Origin of the sequence: Pedobacter steynii (assembly GCF_001721645.1) — a bacterium.
GTDB classification, from domain to species: domain Bacteria; phylum Bacteroidota; class Bacteroidia; order Sphingobacteriales; family Sphingobacteriaceae; genus Pedobacter; species Pedobacter steynii_A.
Genome location: NZ_CP017141.1, coordinates 1,683,547 through 1,703,341, shown reverse-complemented (window position 1 = coordinate 1,703,341; position 19,795 = coordinate 1,683,547). Strand labels below are relative to the sequence as shown.

The 19,795-nt window shown below is 42.4% G+C and carries 10 protein-coding genes; 3 read left to right on the top strand and 7 right to left on the bottom strand.

From position 1 onward, the window contains the following. Position 1: 1 nt before the first annotated feature. Together BFS30_RS07005 and glyA are read right to left on the bottom strand one after the other, a co-directional pair. Positions 2–2,767, bottom strand: coding sequence for a PAS domain S-box protein (locus BFS30_RS07005; protein WP_069378632.1), 2,766 nt, complete (start codon positions 2,765–2,767; stop codon positions 2–4). Positions 2,768–2,787: 20 nt separating this feature from the next. After that, positions 2,788–4,059 carry a serine hydroxymethyltransferase gene (gene glyA, locus BFS30_RS07000; protein ID WP_069378631.1) on the bottom strand — a complete coding sequence of 424 codons (1,272 nt, stop codon included), beginning with the start codon at positions 4,057–4,059 and terminating at the stop codon, positions 2,788–2,790. Between the two features lie 93 nt (positions 4,060–4,152). Between glyA and dxs the strand changes: the two genes are divergently transcribed. Further along, positions 4,153–6,081, top strand: coding sequence for a 1-deoxy-D-xylulose-5-phosphate synthase (dxs, locus tag BFS30_RS06995; RefSeq protein ID WP_069378630.1), 1,929 nt, complete (start codon positions 4,153–4,155; stop codon positions 6,079–6,081). A 528-nt stretch (positions 6,082–6,609) separates the two neighbouring features. Further along, positions 6,610–7,311: a hypothetical protein gene (locus tag BFS30_RS06990; protein WP_069378629.1), complete on the top strand. Its 702-nt coding sequence runs from the start codon at positions 6,610–6,612 to the stop codon at positions 7,309–7,311. Positions 7,312–7,392: 81 nt separating this feature from the next. Here the strand turns inward: BFS30_RS06990 and BFS30_RS06985 are convergent, their stop codons facing one another. From BFS30_RS06985 to BFS30_RS06965, 5 genes are all read right to left on the bottom strand, one after another. Continuing rightward, positions 7,393–10,941 carry a PAS domain S-box protein gene (locus BFS30_RS06985; protein ID WP_069378628.1) on the bottom strand — a complete coding sequence of 1,183 codons (3,549 nt, stop codon included), beginning with the start codon at positions 10,939–10,941 and terminating at the stop codon, positions 7,393–7,395. Positions 10,942–11,040: 99 nt separating this feature from the next. Then, the gene (locus BFS30_RS06980) at positions 11,041–13,356 is read right to left on the bottom strand and encodes a glycoside hydrolase family 20 protein (RefSeq protein ID WP_069378627.1); all 2,316 of its coding nucleotides are present in this window, start codon (positions 13,354–13,356) and stop codon (positions 11,041–11,043) included. 80 nt (positions 13,357–13,436) lie between these two features. Then, entirely contained in the window at positions 13,437–14,858 is a 1,422-nt protein-coding gene (locus BFS30_RS06975; protein WP_069378626.1) for a glycoside hydrolase family 125 protein, read from the bottom strand. Between the two features lie 123 nt (positions 14,859–14,981). Continuing rightward, entirely contained in the window at positions 14,982–17,327 is a 2,346-nt protein-coding gene (locus BFS30_RS06970) for a patatin-like phospholipase family protein (protein ID WP_069382329.1), read from the bottom strand. Positions 17,328–17,434: 107 nt separating this feature from the next. Next, on the bottom strand, positions 17,435–18,694 hold the full coding sequence (locus BFS30_RS06965) for a DUF2264 domain-containing protein (protein WP_069378625.1): 1,260 nt from the start codon (positions 18,692–18,694) through the stop codon (positions 17,435–17,437). 149 nt (positions 18,695–18,843) lie between these two features. Here BFS30_RS06965 and BFS30_RS06960 point away from each other — a divergent pair, with 149 nt between their 5' ends. Then, complete coding sequence (locus BFS30_RS06960; RefSeq protein WP_069378624.1) at positions 18,844–19,638, top strand: endonuclease/exonuclease/phosphatase family protein; 795 nt, start codon at positions 18,844–18,846, stop codon at positions 19,636–19,638. Positions 19,639–19,795 lie beyond the last annotated feature (157 nt).

Below are 19,795 nucleotides of genomic sequence, written 5' to 3'. Positions count from 1 at the left end.
ATTACCTGAGGTATTCAGAGAGAATACTTCTCATTTCTTCCGGTTTGAAAGGTTTTAGAATATGCCCGTTCATCCCGCACTCGTTGAATTTAGCATGCTCATCATGAAGGGTAGAAGCAGTTAAGGCAACAATGGGTACATTTTTAAAATAGTCACCCTCCATCTTTCTGATGATACTGGTCGTTTCAAAACCGTCAATTCCAGGCATCTTAATGTCCATAAAGATCAGGTCATAGGAATTAAGGGCTACCATTTCTATAGCCTCTTCCCCATTCGTAGCGAAATCCAGGTTAAGTCCCCATTTTCCAAAGATTCTCTTCGCAATGAGTGCATTGATCTCATTATCGTCCACCACAAGAATACGCTTATCTTTAAACGTATCAGGAGGGATGATCGTTTTCACCTGCGGAATATAATCCGTGGCCTTTTCAAAGGAAATGGAAAAATAAAACACCGTTCCTTTACCCTCTTCACTCTCCACATGAATATCTGCCCCATACAGCTCCAGCATCTTCTTGGTGATCGTTAGGCCCAATCCTGTTCCTCCATACTTTCTGGAGATATCAGTCCTGGCCTGAATAAACGGCTGAAAGATATAGGATAGCTTTTCCTGAGCGATCCCAATTCCGGTATCCCGCACTTCAAAATAAAGCAATACATTATTATCGTCCTCACTGAGCTTGCGAATCCGCAGAATAACGCTTCCGTCCTGAGTGAATTTTATGGCATTTCCAAGCAGGTTCATCAAGACCTGGTACAAGCGGGTTTTATCCCCTTTGATATGCCCTGGAATCTGTTCATCACAATCCAGCTCTAACTTATTATTCCGGGCAGAAACGGTCATCTGTAAGGAATCGATCACATCTGAAGCCAGGGTTTTTAAGCTAAAAGGAATGGTTTCCAATTGCACGTTTCCGGTTTCCATTTTAGTCAGGTCCAGAATGTCGTTGATGATATTCAGCAGGTTTTCTGCAGAGAATCGCAACAAATTGAGGTCATGGAGCTGGGATTCCTTTGGATCATTATCCAGCAGCAGATGCGCCATTCCAATCACCGCATTTAAAGGGGTCCTGATCTCATGACTCATCACCGAAAGAAACATTTCTTTTGCCGCGCTTAGCTGCAGTGCCTGTTCTTTGGCTTCTACCATCTCTTTTTCCACCTGTTTCCTTTGGGAAATATCTGTGATCAGATCAATCTGACGCTCTACCTTTCCTTTGTCATTCACGATGGGGGTATTGGAAACAGAAAGCCATACAGACTCTCCCGATTTCTTCTGCCCCTGAACTTCTATGGCATAAGATTCCCTGTTGCTTGCTTTCTCTCTTGAGCTGATAATCAGTTCCCGTTGCGCTCCGCCATTTGGAGCAAGAACATCGCCCAGCTTGCGTCCCTGCAGTTCCGTTAAAGAATACCCGGTTAATTTTTCCAGAGAATGATTGATCCAGGTGGTATTCCCGTTTTCATCGGAAATATTTACTCCGGTATCTGTTTTACTGGCCACTAAAGAAAGCAACTGCAATTCCTGTTCGGCTTTTTTCTTTTCCGTAATATCAAGAATAATCTCTACTTCAATCTCTACTTTTCCTTCGTCGTTAAAGACAACCGTATTATAAATAGACAACCAGATGGGCTGTTTATCTTTACGGTAGGCCAGCAGATCAACGGTAAAAGATTGGTTTTTATTGGTCAGCTCCCGGGCATGCTCAATGAGTTCCAGGTCTGTTCCCGGCCCCTGAATCAGGTCGCCGAGCCGTTTACCTTTCAAATCTTCCAGCGTAAACCCGGTAATTTTCTCAAAGGCTGCATTCACCCAGGTTACGTGGTTATTCGCATCATTAACCACAATGGCATTATTCACCTTACTGGCGACAAAAGAGAGCTTCATCAGCTCATTTTCTACCCGCTTATTTTCTGTAATGTCTCTGCCATAAGCATACCAACGTCTGTTTTTACAAACCATATTCCAGCTCAACCAACGGACAATTCCGCTTTTGCTGACAATCCTGAAATCTACATTAAACTGCTTAATTCCGGCAGAAAGCCCGGCTTCAATGGTTTGAACTACCCTGGTAACATCTTCCTCGTAACAAAATCCCCAGGCACTAAGGCCTACCGCTTCCTCCACCTCATATTCCAGCACATTGGTAATGGCATTGTTGACAAACAGCAGTTCACCTTTATCATCCAATATGCAATGAATTTCGGGGGATACGGTAGAGATGTTCAGCAACTCTTCAAAACGCTGGTTTTTAAGATTCAGCTCTACTGCTTTTTTTCGGAGGGAAATATGAGTGATGATTTCTTTCGCAAGGATCTGGATTCCTTCTTTTTGTTCCTTACTTAATTTTTTAGGAACCTGATCAAAAACACAGATGGTTCCCAATTTAAACCCTTCTTCGTCAATTAAAGGGGCTCCGGCATAATACCTGATATGGGTGCTGTCAATAACCGCTGGGTGGTTTACAAAGCGTTCATCATTAAGGGCATCACAGACCTCAAAGACCTCCTCTCTCTGCATCACGTATTCCGCAAAGGAAACACCCCGGGGAACTTCCCGGCATTGAAGGCCTAAAACGGACTTAAACCATAACCGGTTTTCATCAACTAATACGATCAACGCTATGGGAGTGTTGCAGATCAAGCTGGCCAGCTTGGTGATATTATCGAATTCTTTCTCCGGTGGAGTATCCAATATATCGTAATCACGCAACGCCCTTAAGCGTTCTTTCTCATTAGCTGATGAATTCTGGCTATTAGTTAACATTTAAGTAATTCAGTCCCGGTTTATTTATATAAGGGGAACCGACTTACCAGATTAATTACTTTTTCCTTTACCGCTTTTAAATTATTCTCATCCTCCGCATTGGTAATTACCTGATCAATCAGATCAACAATGGTCTCCATTTCTTCTTCTTTAAATCCTCTGGTTGTAATAGCAGCAGTTCCTACACGGATACCTGAAGTTACAAACGGTGATTTATCGTCAAAAGGAACCATATTCTTATTCACGGTAATATCTGCTTTTTCAAGCGCATTCTCCGCTGCTTTTCCAGTAATATTTTTATTGCGCAGGTCAATTAACATCAAATGGTTATCAGTACCACCAGAGATGATGCCATAACCCTTTGCAACAAAGGCTTTAGCCATTGCCTGAGCATTAGATTTCACCTGTTTGATATAAGCTAGATATTCGTCACTTAATGCTTCCCCAAAAGCGATCGCTTTAGCAGCAATGATGTGTTCTAAAGGTCCGCCTTGTGTTCCCGGGAATACTGCCATATCCAATACTGAAGACATCATTCTGGTTTCACCTTTAGGCGTTTTCAATCCGAAAGGGTTTTCAAAATCTTTACCCATCATGATCATTCCACCACGTGGCCCGCGAAGGGTTTTGTGTGTAGTAGTCGTTACAATATGGCAATGTGGAAGTGGATTGGCCAATAATCCGCGGGCAATCATTCCGGCAGGATGTGAAATATCTGCCAAAACAAGGGCTCCGATTTTATCAGCTACACTACGGATAAATGCATAATCCCACTCTCTTGAATAAGCAGAAGCACCACAGATAATCAGTTTTGGACGTTCTGCTAAAGCAATTTCTTCCAGTTTAGCATAGTCAATCAGTCCGTCTTCTTTTTTAACTCCATAAAATAATGGCTGATACAGTTTTCCTGAAAAGTTAACCGGAGAACCATGGGTTAAGTGTCCACCATGAGAAAGGTCAAATCCTAAGATTTTATCACCTGGCTGGATGACAGCCAGCATTACCGCAGCATTTGCCTGAGCACCTGAATGCGGTTGGACGTTTACCCATTCTGCACCAAAAAGTTGCTTGGCACGGTCAATAGCCAAGGTTTCTACCTCATCTACGATCTGGCAACCGCCATAATATCTTTTTCCAGGAAGGCCTTCGGCATATTTATTTGTTAAACATGATCCTGCGGCTTCCATTACCTGTTTGCTTACAAAGTTTTCAGAAGCTATCAGTTCTAGGCCATTTTCCTGACGGTCCAATTCCCTGTCAATCAAATCAAAAATTAAAGTATCTCTAGTCATTTATTGAAGTATTAATTTGTAAAATTAATGATTTTCCTTCTTAGTTTGGCAACAAAATACCTTACTTTGTACTTCTATTCTATAAAACACTGCATGGAAGATATTACCCGTCCATTATTACCAAACATTAATTATCCTGCTGATTTAAAGCAGTATAAAGAACAAGATCTGGAACAAATCTGTCAGGAGCTACGCCAGTACATCATAGATGTAGTGAGTGTAAATGGGGGGCATTTTGGTGCAAGTCTGGGTGTAGTAGAACTCACAGTAGCCTTACACTACGCTTTAAACACCCCTTACGACAAATTGGTATGGGATGTTGGTCACCAGGCCTATGGCCATAAGATTCTGACCGGCAGAAAATCAGTTTTTCATACCAACCGCATTCTTAACGGAATCAGTGGATTCCCTAAGATCAGTGAGAGTGAGTATGATACATTTGGAGTTGGGCACTCTTCTACCTCTATTTCGGCAGCATTGGGAATGGCTGTTGCTTCACATTATAAAGGGGAAACAGACCGTCAGCACGTTGCAGTGATCGGCGACGGAGCTATGACTGCCGGTTTGGCTTTTGAAGGCCTGAACCATGCGGGTATCGAAAACTCAAATCTTCTGGTTATTCTGAACGACAACTGCATGTCCATTGATCCGAATGTTGGAGCCTTAAAAGAATATTTAACGAGCATTACCACTTCTAAATCATACAATCGTTTTCGCGATGACATTTCTAATGTATTGATCAAACTTTCTGAACTGGGGCCCAATGCCCACAAGTTTGTCAAGAAAATTGAGAAAAGCATTAAAGGCACATTGCTGAAACAAAGCAATTTATTTGAAGCTTTAAACTTCAGGTATTTTGGTCCTGTTGATGGCCATGATGTACAACGTCTGGCACAGGTGATCTCTGACCTGAAAGACATTCCCGGCCCGAAACTGTTACACTGTGTAACGGTAAAAGGAAAAGGATTTGCACTTGCAGAGAAAGATCAGACCAAATGGCATGCGCCAGGCTTATTTGATAAAATTACCGGAGAGATCAAGAAACCGGCAACGGATAAACCTCAGCCGCCAAAGTATCAGGATGTTTTCGGACATACCCTGGTAGAACTTGCAGAGGCCAATAAAAAGATTGTCGGCATTACTCCTGCTATGCCTTCGGGCTCTTCCATGAATATCATGATGAAGGCGATGCCTACCCGCGCATTTGATGTGGGGATTGCAGAACAACATGCAGTTACCTTTTCTGCTGGTCTGGCTACACAAGGACTTGTTCCTTTCTGTAACATCTACTCCAGCTTTATGCAAAGGGCGTATGACCAGGTAATTCATGATGTGGCCATTCAGAACCTTAATGTGGTATTCTGCCTGGATCGTGCAGGTTTTGCAGGTTCCGATGGCGCAACGCACCATGGTGCTTATGACCTGGCCTATATGCGCTGCATTCCAAATATGACGGTTGCCGCCCCGATGAACGAAGAGGAACTGAGAAACCTGATGTATACTGCCCAGCAGGAAAATGCAGGCCCCTTCTCTATCCGCTACCCAAGAGGAAACGGAGTGCTTACCGATTGGAAACGTCCTTTTAAAACTTTGGAAATTGGAAAAGGCAGAAAAATATGTGATGGCGAAGATGTTGCAATCCTGACCATCGGACATGTTGGAAACTTCGCTGTTGCTGCCTGCAAAGAACTGAACAGTGAGGGAATCCATCCTGCACATTATGATATGCGCTTTGTAAAACCATTGGACGAGGCTTTATTACATGATGTATTTAAACGTTATAAAAACGTGATTACCGTTGAAGACGGCTGTTTACAAGGCGGCATGGGAAGCGCGGTACTTGAATTTATGGCGGATCATCAATACCAGTCACAGGTTCTTCGCCTGGGTATTCCTGATGAATTTATAGATCATGGAGAACAACATGAATTATGGGCACTTTGTGGATTTGACACTAATGCCATCATTACCGCTGTAAAAAAAACGGCTGTAAGAAGAACAACAGCAACGATCGCTTCTTAACGAAGTAACGATTTTCATATGATAAGAAAGGGGATATAGGTATATCCCCTTTTTTTATGTACTCAGGCCCATCGATATTTTATTGTAACGATAATTTACCGTGAGCTAAATCCCATTTCTGCGCAAACGATTGAATGAGGATTTGCATCCTGTTCAGGTACAGTTTTTCAGTCCTGGGCTGACTCGCAATTCTCCATAAAAATAGATTTTATTGATCATATAAAACTAATATCTGTTTTTCCGACACTCAGATCTAAAACTAAAAAAAAGCCCAAAATACCGACACTAAAGCCCTAAAGGAGTGCAAGTTAAGACAGAATAAAGCTGACAAATTAAATAAATTGGTCAGGTCATCAATCCAAAACAAACGATTGAATCAAGTCAAAAAGATCATTCAGAATATCAGATAGTTAGCGCCAAAAACAGCTCTAATGACAATTTTCTGACATAAATAATTCTATTAAGCCTACTTTTGCACCCGTAATTTTTACAGTTAATTAACATCTATTTAACATTTAACACACATTTATGAAAAAAGTATTATTATTTTTAGGTATGGCTATTTGCGGAGTAGCAGCAAATGCACAAGATTTCAAACCAGTTGCAGGTGACGTTACTACTGAATTCGGATTAACTGGTGGCATCAACGACACAGATTTCAAATTAAACGATGGCGCTGCTTTATTGCGTTTCCGTTATTTCAACAAAGAGAAAGTTGCTTACCGTTTAGGTTTCAATGTAAGCTCAACTAATGATAAAACGAATGCTTTCGGAACTGGTGCTAACGAAGGAAAAAAAGGTACTTTCACTGAAAAAGCAACTAAAGTATTGATCAACTTAGGTATCGAGAAACATTTCGCTGGTACTGACCGTTTATCTCCTTACGTAGGTGGTGATATCCTTTTCGGAACAGGAACAACAAAAACTACTGCAGATAACACTACTGCTAAAGGTGCTGCTTATGCTGATGGCGTTTTCAACGAAGTTAAAGGTCCAGGTTATGTATCTATCGGTCTTCGTGGAGTTGTAGGTGCTGATTACTATATCGCTAAACGTTTATACTTAGGTGTAGAAGCAGGTCTTGGTCTTGTTTACGAAAAAGAAGGTAAAACAAAAATCAAATCTACTACTGCAGGAACTACAACTTCAACTGAATTTAAATCTGCTGGAAGCTCTTTCAACATCAAACCAAGTGTAATCACTGGTGTTCGTGTTGGTTTTGCATTCTAAATAAAAAACTGATCTGATCAGTTTTCCAATAGAGAAGGCTGTCCGGAAGATATACATTTATATATCGCCCGGACAGCCTTCTTATTTTAGCCACTTTTTGAATACTTCGGCAATTTCTTCTTCCAGCACAGGTTTCGAAAGGAAATCATTCATTCCTGCCAGGATACACTTTTCTTTTTCCCCCTTCACATTTCCTGCCGTTAAGGCAATGATAGGCAAATCCTCTATCCGCATTTTCTCCCGGATATACGCTGTAGCTTCATAACCATTCATTTCAGGCATTTGCACATCCATTAGAATGATGTCTGGTATCTGATCTTTGCAATGCTCCAGGCATTGTAATCCGTTTGAGGCTTCATGAATTTTAGCATTAGGCGCAATCCTCTTCACAATGGTTTTAGCAAGTAACATGTTAATCAGGTTATCTTCTGCAATTAAAACATGGATCAAACTTTTACTGCCCCCGGCCAATATAGCAGGACTCTCCTCCAACCCTCCTTTACTTACCTGATACAAATGAGAAAGTGCATAATACATATCCCTCATTTTAACAGGTTTTGCCAAACGACAGTTGATATCCAGCTCATCACATGCCCGCACAACCGTATCGTCATCAGATGAGCTGAACAACAATACCACAGGCTGAGTATCTGACCGGCTATTAAATTTTTTCCGGATTTGTCTGATGGTTTCCAGACCATCCATTTCGGGCATGTGATAATCCATCAGGATCACATCAAACTGTTCTCCTTTACTGAGTAATTTTATTGCCTTAAAACCATCATCTACTGAAACGGGAATGATTCCCTTTAACAGGAGCATCTGTTCCAGGATGGTCCTGTTATTTTTGTTGTCATCTACTACCAGAACCCTTTTAATCAGCGAAAGGTCACTCCATTCCAAAGGCTCTCCTTCTTCCGAATTCAACAGAAGATCAAAGAAAAAGGTGCTGCCTTTGCCCGGTTTACTACTTAGTTTCAATTGGCTCCCCATCAAACCTAATAGTTGGTTGGAAATGGTGAGCCCGAGGCCGGTTCCTCCATATTTTTTAGTGGTAGAACCGTCTTCCTGAGAAAAGGCCTCAAATATCTTATCTTGTTTACTTTCATGAATTCCGATCCCGGTATCCCTTACCAGAAAACGGAATAGGGTCTTTCCTTCTTCAGGTGTTGCTAAAGCTGTTATTTTTAGCTCGATCTCTCCTTCTTCTGTAAACTTTACCGCATTACTCAGTAAATTGATCAGCACCTGTCTTAACCTTACTTCGTCAGCCCATATAAAACGGGGTAAGTCTTCGGATACGTTCAGCAACATTTCCAGTCCTTTTCTCTGTGCCTGATAGGTATTGATATCCACAGTCTGGTTGCTCATCTCATAGAGGTCACATTTATCTACATCAAGCTCCAGTTTCCCCGATTCTATTTTCGAAAAGTCAAGAATGTCATTAATAATACCCAGCAAGGCATTTGCAGATTCATTGACAATATTCAGGTATTGTTGTTGTGTGGGACTGAGAGAAGTCTTTAAGACCAGATCCGTAAAACCGATGACTCCATTTAAGGGAGTTCTGATTTCATGGCTCATATTGGCGAGAAATTCAGACTTTGCCAGACTGGCCAGCTCTGCCTGATCTTTTGCTTTTTGAAGTTCTACCCCTTGCTTACTACTTTCCGTGATGTCCTGTGTAAACATCATAATCCCGCCTACGGTTTTATCAAACTGGTACCAGGGCCTCACTTCCCAACGAAGGTATTGATCGTGATCCCAGCCCTCCGGCCTCCAGATGTCTGTGCCTTTTTTGATCACCTCTCCTTTCAGACATCTGTTATGAATCTCCTTCCATTCCCTGGTAATGTTAGGGAAGACATCGTAATGAGACCTCCCTAAAATCTCCACATCCTGCAAATGATACTCTTCTGTCCAGCGGTTACTTGCAGCAATGTATTTTATGTCTTTATCAAACATCGCCACTGCCGCAGGGGCATGAGTCACGAAAGCAGAAAGCCGCGCTTTCTCTTCAAACAAGGCGATCTCCGCATTCTTTTTATCCGTAATATCCTGAAATGTTCCAAATATCCTTTTACAGGTTCCCTTTTCAAATTCTGCATGCCCCAATGCCCTCACCCAGCGTTCATTTCCCTTCGCAGTAACAATGATCAACTCAAGATCCCAGGTTTTCCCCTTGCTAATGGCCAGTTCCACTGCTTTATTGATTTTATCCCTGTGCTCACCTTCCTTATAAAACTGAATCGCAGTGCTCAGGTCAGGCTCAAAGTCAAATTCCACCTCATGAATCTGCTTGGTGACTTCAGACCAGGTTATTTTATGATGAACTACATCCAGGTCCCAGCCCCCGATCTGAGCCATTTGATTTGTTTGTTCCAACATTTTTTTCGTCCGCTCCAAAGCCTGTTCCAGACGGTGCTTTCCCGTTACATCAATGGAGTTCACAATGACATAAAAGTTTCCAGACTGATCAGACTCTACCAGGTTATTATAAAGCCACACCTTATGTGAACCATTTTTATGAAGCGTAGTCAGCAAACCAGAAGAAGTCCGGGCTGTTTTGATTTCCCTCAGGTATTCTTTTAGCTGCGAATGATGCTTTGGAGGAATAAGTTCTGATAAGCTCAGCTTACAAAATTCTTCTGTTGTATAACCCAGTAATTCTGCCCCGGCAAAATTTACCGCTTTAAAATTACCCTCAAAATCATGGGTACACATTAAACCCTGAGAGTTCTCAAAAAAAGACCGCATTTTATTTTCGCTTTCCCGGACCTGTTCTGCCCTTAGACTTTCCAGTGTAATATCCCTTGCAATGCCAAAGACATTTCCGGTACCGGGTTCAGGGGTTGCCGTCCATTGAAGGACTTTATAATCTCCATTAATTGTCTTGCAACGACTGATAAAATTGGTGGTATCTTGTCCTGCAGATAGTTTCTCCAACTCCTTGACACAAGCTTCCAGATCCTCAGGATGAATTAAACTTAAAAAATTGTGACTCAGGATATGCTCCTGACTCCAGCCCAGCACCTTTTCGAATGCCGGATTGACACGTCTGAGCTGACCATCCAGATTAGATATACAAATCAGGTCATTAGACAGCCGGTAGAATTTCTCAAAAAAACGGATTTCTTCCGCTTTTCTTCTTTCCAGGATCAGTTCCATAGCTTGTTCCGCCAGCAAGATCAAAGCTTTCTTTTGCGCCTCATTCAATACTTTAGGCTTTGGACTCAACACACATAAGGAACCTAAAGCATGCCCTGCAGGATCTACAAGAGGATAACCTGCATAAAACCTGATATGGGGTGCTCCGGTTACCACTACGCCATCCCTGAACCTTTCATCCTTACTGGCATCTTCTACCTCAAAGATCCCTTTATTCAGAATCGTATATTGACAAAACGCAAGTGACCTTGAGGTTTCCACTTCAAGAGTCCCGACCTTAGACTTAAACCACTGTCTGTTTTCGTCGATCAGGGTAATTAACGAAACCGGGCATTCACAAATTAAAGATGCCAGTTCCGTTATTCTATCAAACTCTTTTTCTGATTCGGAATCCAGAAGTTCATAACTTTTTAAAGCAAGTAATCGTTCCTTTTCATTAGCTGGCAGACTCGGTATTTTCATAGGGGATGATACTTCTTGCAGAAGCAATATGATTTGCTCCAAAACAAATATAACATTTACCCACTAACATTTACTCCGTTCAAAATGTTCAAATACTTCCTATTTGGTAACCACAATTTCATCTGCAAATAGCCAGGCAGGCTTTCCTTCGCCACTATGACCTTTAGGTAATGCCTCCAGTACTTTTGCGGTGACGCGGATAAACCGGGCCTTCCTCTGATTAAAGCTGGCTTTAAAATCATGGATCAATGTCATCTTATCTTCCGGTGAAACAGGGCTATTGATCGTCTTCAGTTCTTTAAAATTGATTCCATCCTCAGCGCTTTCAAATTTCACCCATCGTGGCATCATGATCCAATCTTTATAATTCTGTAAACACCCGAGGCTGATGCTGCCAATATCCATCTGTTTTCCAAGATCAATCGTGGCAATCAGGTCCTGGCCATTGAAGCCATGCCAGTATTTATTCACCGCAGCTGTTCCACGGATCCCATCAGTTAATGAATTCGGGCCATCCGCGAGGTAATTCGGACTGACCGGATTAACATAACTGACATTTTTTGTCGTTGCCTGATGAAAGACAAAAGACTGTTTGGAAGGGACCAAGCCCATTACAGCCCCATTTACCGCAAAAATGGCTTTCAGTATTGCGGTAGAATCAATAACTACAGGACCGGTATATTTAAGGCTTCCAATCGTCGGCACATCTCCGTTGAGGGTATAAAAGATCTCCCCGTTAACAGCATCTGAAAGCAGTGCGGCTGTTAACTTTCCATTGATGACTGCTGGTTTTATCGCGACTGTATAATTTCCCGGAGAAAAGCGATATCCCTTTTGCTCAAAGCCCTTGAAATGGTACTTCAGGCGTTCAGAAAATGCATCCCAGCTTTTAGCTTGTACCGGCGACCATACCACCTCTGCCAAAGCCAGCATGCGTGGAAGCAACATATACTCCAGATGCTCCTTTGTGGTAATATGTTCTGTCCATATATTAGCCTGGGCACCTAACACGTATTTAGCCTGTTCCGCGTTCAATTCCTTAGGTATAGGTTCATAGTGGTATACTTTTTTCAGGGTATTAAATCCTCCGAATGCCAGGGGCTCTCCTTCTGGTCCAGCCTGATAATGGTCAAAATACAAAGGATAATCAGGAGTCATCACGACCTCATGGTTCATTTTTGCAGCCTCAATTCCTCCGGCTTCGCCTCTCCAGCTCATCACCGTTGCTTCAGGAGCTAATCCACCTTCCAGAATTTCATCCCAACCGATCATACGTTTCTGTTTACTGATCAGGAACTTTTCCATCCTGGTGATGAAATAACTTTGTAATTCATTTTCATTTTTTAGTCCCAGTGTTTTCATTCTCGCCTGACAACGCGGACAGCCTTTCCAGGAAGTTTTGTCTACCTCATCTCCTCCGATATGGATATATTTTGAAGGAAACAAGGCAACAACTTCGTTTAATACTTCTTCCAGAAAAGTAAATACCTCTTCATTTCCGGCACAGTAATTAGAAGATGCCCCGGAATAATTCCCTCCCGTTAAGGGCAGTTGCGTTTTCTGGCTACAGCTGAGATTTGGATAAGCAGCAATTGCCGAAGCCACATGGCCTGGCATTTCTATCTCCGGTACGATACTGACATTCCTGATTTTCGCATAGGCAATGATCTCTTTGATCTGTTCTTGTGTATAATACCCACCATAGGTCGCTTCCTGACCCGGTATTGCCTGTGGCCTGATATCCCATGGACGATCTGTCTGGTCTACCCTCCATGCCCCGACTGCGGTTAATGCAGGGTATTTTTTAATCTCTATACGCCAACCCTGATCGTCTACAAGGTGCCAGTGAAAAGTGTTGATTTTATAAGCTGCAATAAGGTCGATATACGCTTTAACCATATCAGCTGAGAAGAAGTGCCGCCCAACATCCAGGTGCATTCCACGCCATTTAAAACGGGGATAATCGGTAATTTCCATTGCCGGAACCTTTAACTCCCTGTTGGTTTGAACCTGTGGAAGAGTTTGAAACAAACTCTGCATTCCATAAATAATCCCCGCACGGGCATTTGCAGCAATCAGAATTCCGTCCTTGCCCACCGTCAGGGTATAACCTTCCGTTCCGATCAGCGGGTTATTGATCAGCTTAAGGGTGATCGCGTTTGAAGTTCTCTTTTTTAATAATAGATGATACCCTGAAATGCCGTTGATATAACTTTGAAAAAAAGCAGCTGCAGGTTTCAGTTCCTTTTTATCGCCCTCCAGATGAATGACTGTTTCATTATTGATTACAAAATCACCCTCCAGCAGAAGAAGACTCACAGGTTGCGGGATAATACTTACTTTTTGCTGCGTAAATCCATGGCTACCGATACACAACAGGATCAGTACCAGGGAGGTTCTAAATAAAGGTTTCATGGTTTTAAGCGAAGAATTTTTAATAATAAACAGCCCTCAGAAAGTAAATTCAGAGGGCTGTAAAGATCGTTGAGCAAATCTTAACTCAACAAGTGGGGTCTTTCTTTATATGTTTTCCAAAGGAATTCACCAAAAATGGTATTGGTCCATGCGAACCATGCACGGGTAAATTTCTTAGGGTCATTTTTATGGAAGGATTCATGCATAAAACCAGTATCTCCGTGGGTAGACTGCAACATCTGAAGACACAACTTAATTTCGTTGTCGTCTGAACTGGTTAATCCTCTTGCAATGATACTCATTGGCCAGATCATGTCTTTACCAATATGTGGTCCTCCGATTCCTTCTGCAGCAGTCCCTTTAAAGAAGAAAGGATTGTCGTCCACAGAATGGATCATCTTACGGGTATTCAGGTATACCGGATCATCAGCGGGCACAGCGCCCAGGTATGGTAATGCCAGTAAACTAGGGATATTGGCGTCGTCCATCAGGTTAAAGCTGCCCATTCCATTCACTTCAAAAGCATATACTTTTCCAAATTTCTCGTGGTTGATAATGGCATGTTTCTGTAAAGCATCCTGCACCTCTGCGGCCAGCGCATCAAGATCTTTAGCGGTTTGTTCATCTGCTTTTATTGCCCTGAAAATTTCAGCAGCCTGCTTTAAGCTCACCACTGCAAAGAAGTTAGAAGGAACAAGGAAAGAGAATACAGTCGCATCATCACTAGGTCTGAAAGAAGAACAGATCAGGCCTACCGGTTTTACCGGATAGCCATATCCCGACATGGCCACGCCGTCTGTAGCCCATGAGGTTCTGCGCTGGAAAGTATAAGGCCCGTCGTTTTCTTTACGCTGCTGCTCTTTAAATGTCTTTAGCGTCAATTTTACAGCAGCCTGCCAGTCATCACCAAAAGGGGTACTGTCTTTTGTCTCCTTCCAGTAACGGTAAGCCAGGCGGATTGGATAACAAAGGGAATCGATTTCCCATTTTCTCTCATGCAATCCGGGCTTCATATCCGTTACATCATCTTTCCATTCCCCGACTTTATTCGGGTCATTGTAAAAAGCATTTGCATAAGGATCTTTAAGCACACATTTTACCTGATGGTTAATCACTCCCTGAACAAGGTTTTTCAGCGGTTTATCTTTTTGTAAAAAAGGAAGGTAAGGCCACACCTGTGCGGTACTATCACGAAGCCACATGGCATCAATGTCACCGGTAATCACATAAGTATCTGGTTTACCATCTTTTTCAGTATAAGTTACAGTGGTATCTAAAGTATTTGGAAAGCAGTTGTTGAACAACCAGGCCAGTTCTTTATTTTTCACTTTTGAAGTAAATTCAGAAATGGCACTTTCTACGGCTTTACTGGAAAAGTGACGTTTCGCCAGCGGAACCCTTACTGTAGGAAAACCCGGTTCGGCGGCAAATGATACCAGGTCACTGGCCAATAATCCTGCCCCTAGTAATCCTGCTTTTTGAATAAATGATCTTCTTCTCATTTTTAAATATTTGGTTGTACTTACTTTAAATCAAGAGCACAGCAACTGTGCAAAACGAAGATAGGAAACATTTAAATAGTTTTAGCAACTATAAAATGGATAATTTATACGGTAATAGAGAAGTTAAAATTTAAAGCCTATAGACAAATACATTCTCCAGGGATTGCGGTCAAATCCGTTGGTTTTTGCGACGGCAAAATTAATGGGCCCCATGAAAGACATATAGCCAAGTTTGGCGCCATATCCGAAAAGATAGTCATCATTAAAGGCAACATTGAAAGGATTAAAACCTCTGTTCTCCCAGGCAACATTTACCTGAGGAGTCAGATACAGGTTTCCTTTAATGTTGTATTGCAGGGCTAGTCCGAAGGAGGTCAGGTTAGCCACCCCAAACTCCGCCCTCTTTAATCCGATAAACCCAATCTGGGAAACATCCTGTCTGGCATCTATTCCACCCATGCTAAACTTTGCATTTTCGTACATATAAGAGGAATCAATCCCGTATTTATCTGAATAATTGAATCCCCAGGAAGCGGATGCACTCAAAGAAAATTTCCTGTTAATCCTTTTTACAAATTGCTCATTCAGGAAAAACCGGCCGATGTTTCCCGGAAGGCCATCCATTGGATTCAGAAACTGATAAATCAATTGTCCCTTTTCATCGTCAGGGTCAGGGACTTTCGTACTCAGCCGGTTGCTGAACAAATATTTCCCCTGAATGGTCAATGCGTTACCGCGCTTCGGGAAATACAGATTATCCAGGGTATTCTGCTTAAAAAGGATCGTAAAAGCTTCGTTGCTATGCTTATAAAGCGTCCGGACATCATTCCCCTCTCCGAAAAACCTTTTAAAAACATTCGGTCCTCTTTTAATAGCTTCGTTCTCATTGCCGACACTTAATGAAAGGTAACTGGAACGCCCCAGGCTATATCCTAAAGACAGTTCCGTATTCATCATGTTGTTAAAATAGTTTTCATCTGCAATCAGTCTGTACAGAATGGAGTTATTCTGTAATGCCTGATAACTAAAGGAAGCTTTGAACCAAAGCCGGTTATTTTCGCTGATGAACTTATAGTAATCGAATCTCGCCTTGAACCGCTCCGACAGGTCAACTGTAGCCAGCAGCCTGGATTTACTCAGCAAGATGTTGCGATAGGTATAATTGACAATCAAACCGGCAGATTGTTCTGTATCGTAATGAACTGCAGCTTTGAATACTCCAGGCTTCCCTTGTTTCAAACGAACATTCATCGTCAGGCCGGTATCCGCATTATTTTCAAAAGTATAATATACCTTATCAAAAAACTGTGTTCCGTACAAATCTGCTATTCCATCATTCACCGCTTTTACTTTCAACTCCCTCCCCGTCCGGAGGCCAAGGCGCGAAACCGCAAACTGCTCCATAACCGGAATGTCTAAAGGTTGCCCTTTATCATTCTGGTATTTGATCCTGGTTACCGGCAATCTGGGATCTTTTATTGCCCTGGGAGTATTTTCTGCCGGATATTTTTTTTGTTCTTCGGCTATCTTAATCAGTTGAGGCAGGTATTTCCGGGCTTCGTTTTCTCCGATTTCAATGATTTTCCTGTTCTGGTAAAAATCAGCAGTGGAATAACCTGTGAGCGCATGGGTAAAATCAACCACTACATCTGCCATGGCTTCCTGTTTTTTTGAATCCTCAACCGAGCGGAAAGCGTGGGTCTGATAAATGAGCTTCATCGGATTCTCAATTTCTTTTTCTGTGAACAGACGAAAACCGGTGTAACCGCCAATAACAATATCCGCCCCCATTTCTTTTACTTCCTGTACCGGAAAATTGCGGTCCAATCCACCATCTACCAGCAGGCGCCCGTCAATATATACGGGTGCAAAAGCCGCCGGGATGGCCAATGTGGCGCGAATGGCCATCGGCAAAGAGCCACTATGCTGCAGCACTAACCCGCCATTCACAATATCCGAAGAAGTAATCGTTATGGGAATGGGCAGTTTATTAAAATCGTTGATGTGTTTTGCCGGATAAGTAAGCGTATTGAGGATCTCAGAAATATATTGTCCCTCAATTAAGGCTCCTGGCAACCTCGGCCTTCCACCCATTACCGGAAATTCGATCATGTAATTATCGTACTCGTCTTTCTCTTCGATATTAATCTGGTTCAAAGGAACTTTGTTACTGAGTACCCTGCGCCAGTTAATTCTCAAGGCTATTTTTTTCAAGGTATCGGGCGTATAGCCCATGGCATACAATCCCCCAAAAATTCCTCCTGCACTGGTACCCGAAATGTAATCGATTTTTATTCCAAGGGAATCAATCAACCTCAACAAACCAATATGCGCCATCCCCTTTGCCCCGCCACCGCTCAATGCCAGACCAATCTTTGGCCTCTTTCCCTGTTTACTATCCGTTTGAGAATAAGAAGGGCTGCTTATCCATAAAAATAGGCAGCATACCAGAGATAAACTACGAGTCATTTTTTTCAACATGGAGGTGTCCATTATCATGAATCAGTATTCCTTCATCCTAAATTTATTTAAGGATTCCTAAATATCAGAATTTTAATAATGAAAAGAGATGCCGATTAATAATCTACATGATAATCTTTAGCAAATTTTTTCCCTCCCCAGGCTTTTCTTGCCGTCCAGTCTTCAGCCGGAGCAGACCAGAACTCATTACTTTCCGGCAAACCAAGTGGTAAAAAAGAGAGTGTAGCCATATAAAGACTTCCGGTAGAAGTATAATAATCTGCAATGTCCGGGTCATGCCCTACAAATCCGAGTTGCAACCAGCCATCTTTATCAAAGGTTCCTGGAACATCATACATGTTCTTTTTGACCAGGCTAAGTGCTGCACGCACCTGGGCAGGCTTTAACGTAGAAGGAAGCCTTTCCATTAAGGCCACCTGGCTCAAGGCCTGAAGTGAACCCGTCCGGTAAGTGATGGAGCGCCCAATGGGAGGAAATGTCCCTTCGGGGGAAATCATTCTTTCCTGCCCAATGGCATATCTTTCCATTCTGGACAAGGCCAGTTCATATTCTTTCGAAGTGGCAAGGCCATGATCCAGCATCACCTTTAAGGTGTCTACCATCATCGGGTGGATCACAAAGGAATTATAATAATCGAAAGCAAGGTTCGGTCCGTCCCCATAATAACCATCACCTTTATACCATTCATTTAATTTTTTAACGCCCTTATTTAACCGTTCGGAATCGGGCTCCTGTCCGGCAAATAAAATAAAAGCCTCAGTAAGCGATCCAAACAGCAACCAGTTGCTGTTAAAAGGTTTTCTGTTTCTCAAAGATTTAAATGAGGTTAAAATCCTTTCTTTGCTGAGGTCATCCAATGGTTCCCATAAGGCTTTTGGCGCCCTAAGAAAAGCATGTGCAAGATAAGCCGCATCTACAATAGGCTGGTAATCGGTTTTAAAATTCAGCAGGTCCGGGCTTGCAGGATCAAAGCACCTGCTTAATCCCTGCAATGCTTCCATTCTCATCTTTTTCCGGAACGCTCCTTCTTTTGTTTCGTCATCGGGCAAAGCCAGCCAGGGTGCAATTCCGGCAAAAGTTCTGCCTACTGCCTCCAGATAGGTTACATGAACGGAACGGGAATCAAAGGTTGGAGACTTCTCTACCAACATATTTTTTTTAAAGGTTCCATTTGCCAGATTTGAAGTAACCGGGTTTGCAATCTTATAGAGTAATTTCCACCAGAATTCCCGCTCATTTTTGACATTCCCAGACAGGCCCGGGGAATTCTTTTCAGCAGCCAGCAATCCTTTCGGACAAATGGTTCCTGCAAATCCGGCTATTGATAAGGCTCCTAAAAATTTTCTTCGCTCCATAGTTTGTAATGAGGTATAAAGCGTCTAATATAACAGAGAACTGCCACAACCACCGGTCAATTGACTGCGCAAACGTTTGAAATCAGCCCTTGAATACCATTGAAATTTAAAATAAAGGGGTTAATTTTAGAGAACTCAATCCACACCGTATGAAACAATATTTTCAATTTTCAGGCACTTTATTTATGATCTGTATCTCTGCCATGACTGCAATTGGACAAGCCGCTCCGAAAACTCTAAAAGTGATGACTTACAATATTCACCACGGGAACCCTCCTGCAAAGCCTGGTGTGATCGACCTGCAAGGAATCGCTGAGGTAATTAACAATCAGACACCAGACCTTGTCGCCTTACAGGAACTGGATGTCCTGACGAAAAGAGGAGAACAGGTAGACCAGGTTAAAAAACTTGCCTCGCTCACCGGAATGCATTCCTATTTTTCTAAAGGGATAGACTTTGATGGCGGAGAGTACGGCGTAGCCATATTGTCCAGGTTTAAAATCAACCATGCCGAACGCTTCCCTCTTCCTGCCCAGGAAGGACTGGCTGCTGAAGCCCGTAGCCTGGCAGTAATCAACGTTACACTGGCAAATGGGCAAAGCGTCGACTTCGCCTGTACGCACCTGGATTTAAAAAACGAACACCGTATGCTTCAGGTTGCAGCAATCAATAAGGTATTAGGTGCGAGAAAAGGAACGGTAATACTTGCAGGTGATTTCAACCTGACCGCTGATAATCCGGCAATGGCGGTATTAGAGCAGCATTTCACCAGAAGCTGTACAGAAAATTGTGCCCCGACAATACCGGAAGTCAATCCAACGAAAGAGATAGATTTTATCTTTCTAAAGAAACAAAGCCCCCTGAAAGTCTTATCACATCAGGTATTGGAAAACATCTATGCTTCTGATCATCTCCCTGTGGTAGTCAGCTACCTTATTCCCTAACCAACCATTTTCCTGATATAAACAATGTTTACTGAAGACGAGATCACAGTCCGTGTTACTCATAACAGTATAAAAGAGAGAAATCAAGCGGAGCGTATACGACCTTTATGAAGGCCTGAATTATTTCAAAAAATTATTTGCCGAAAAACAATATTTT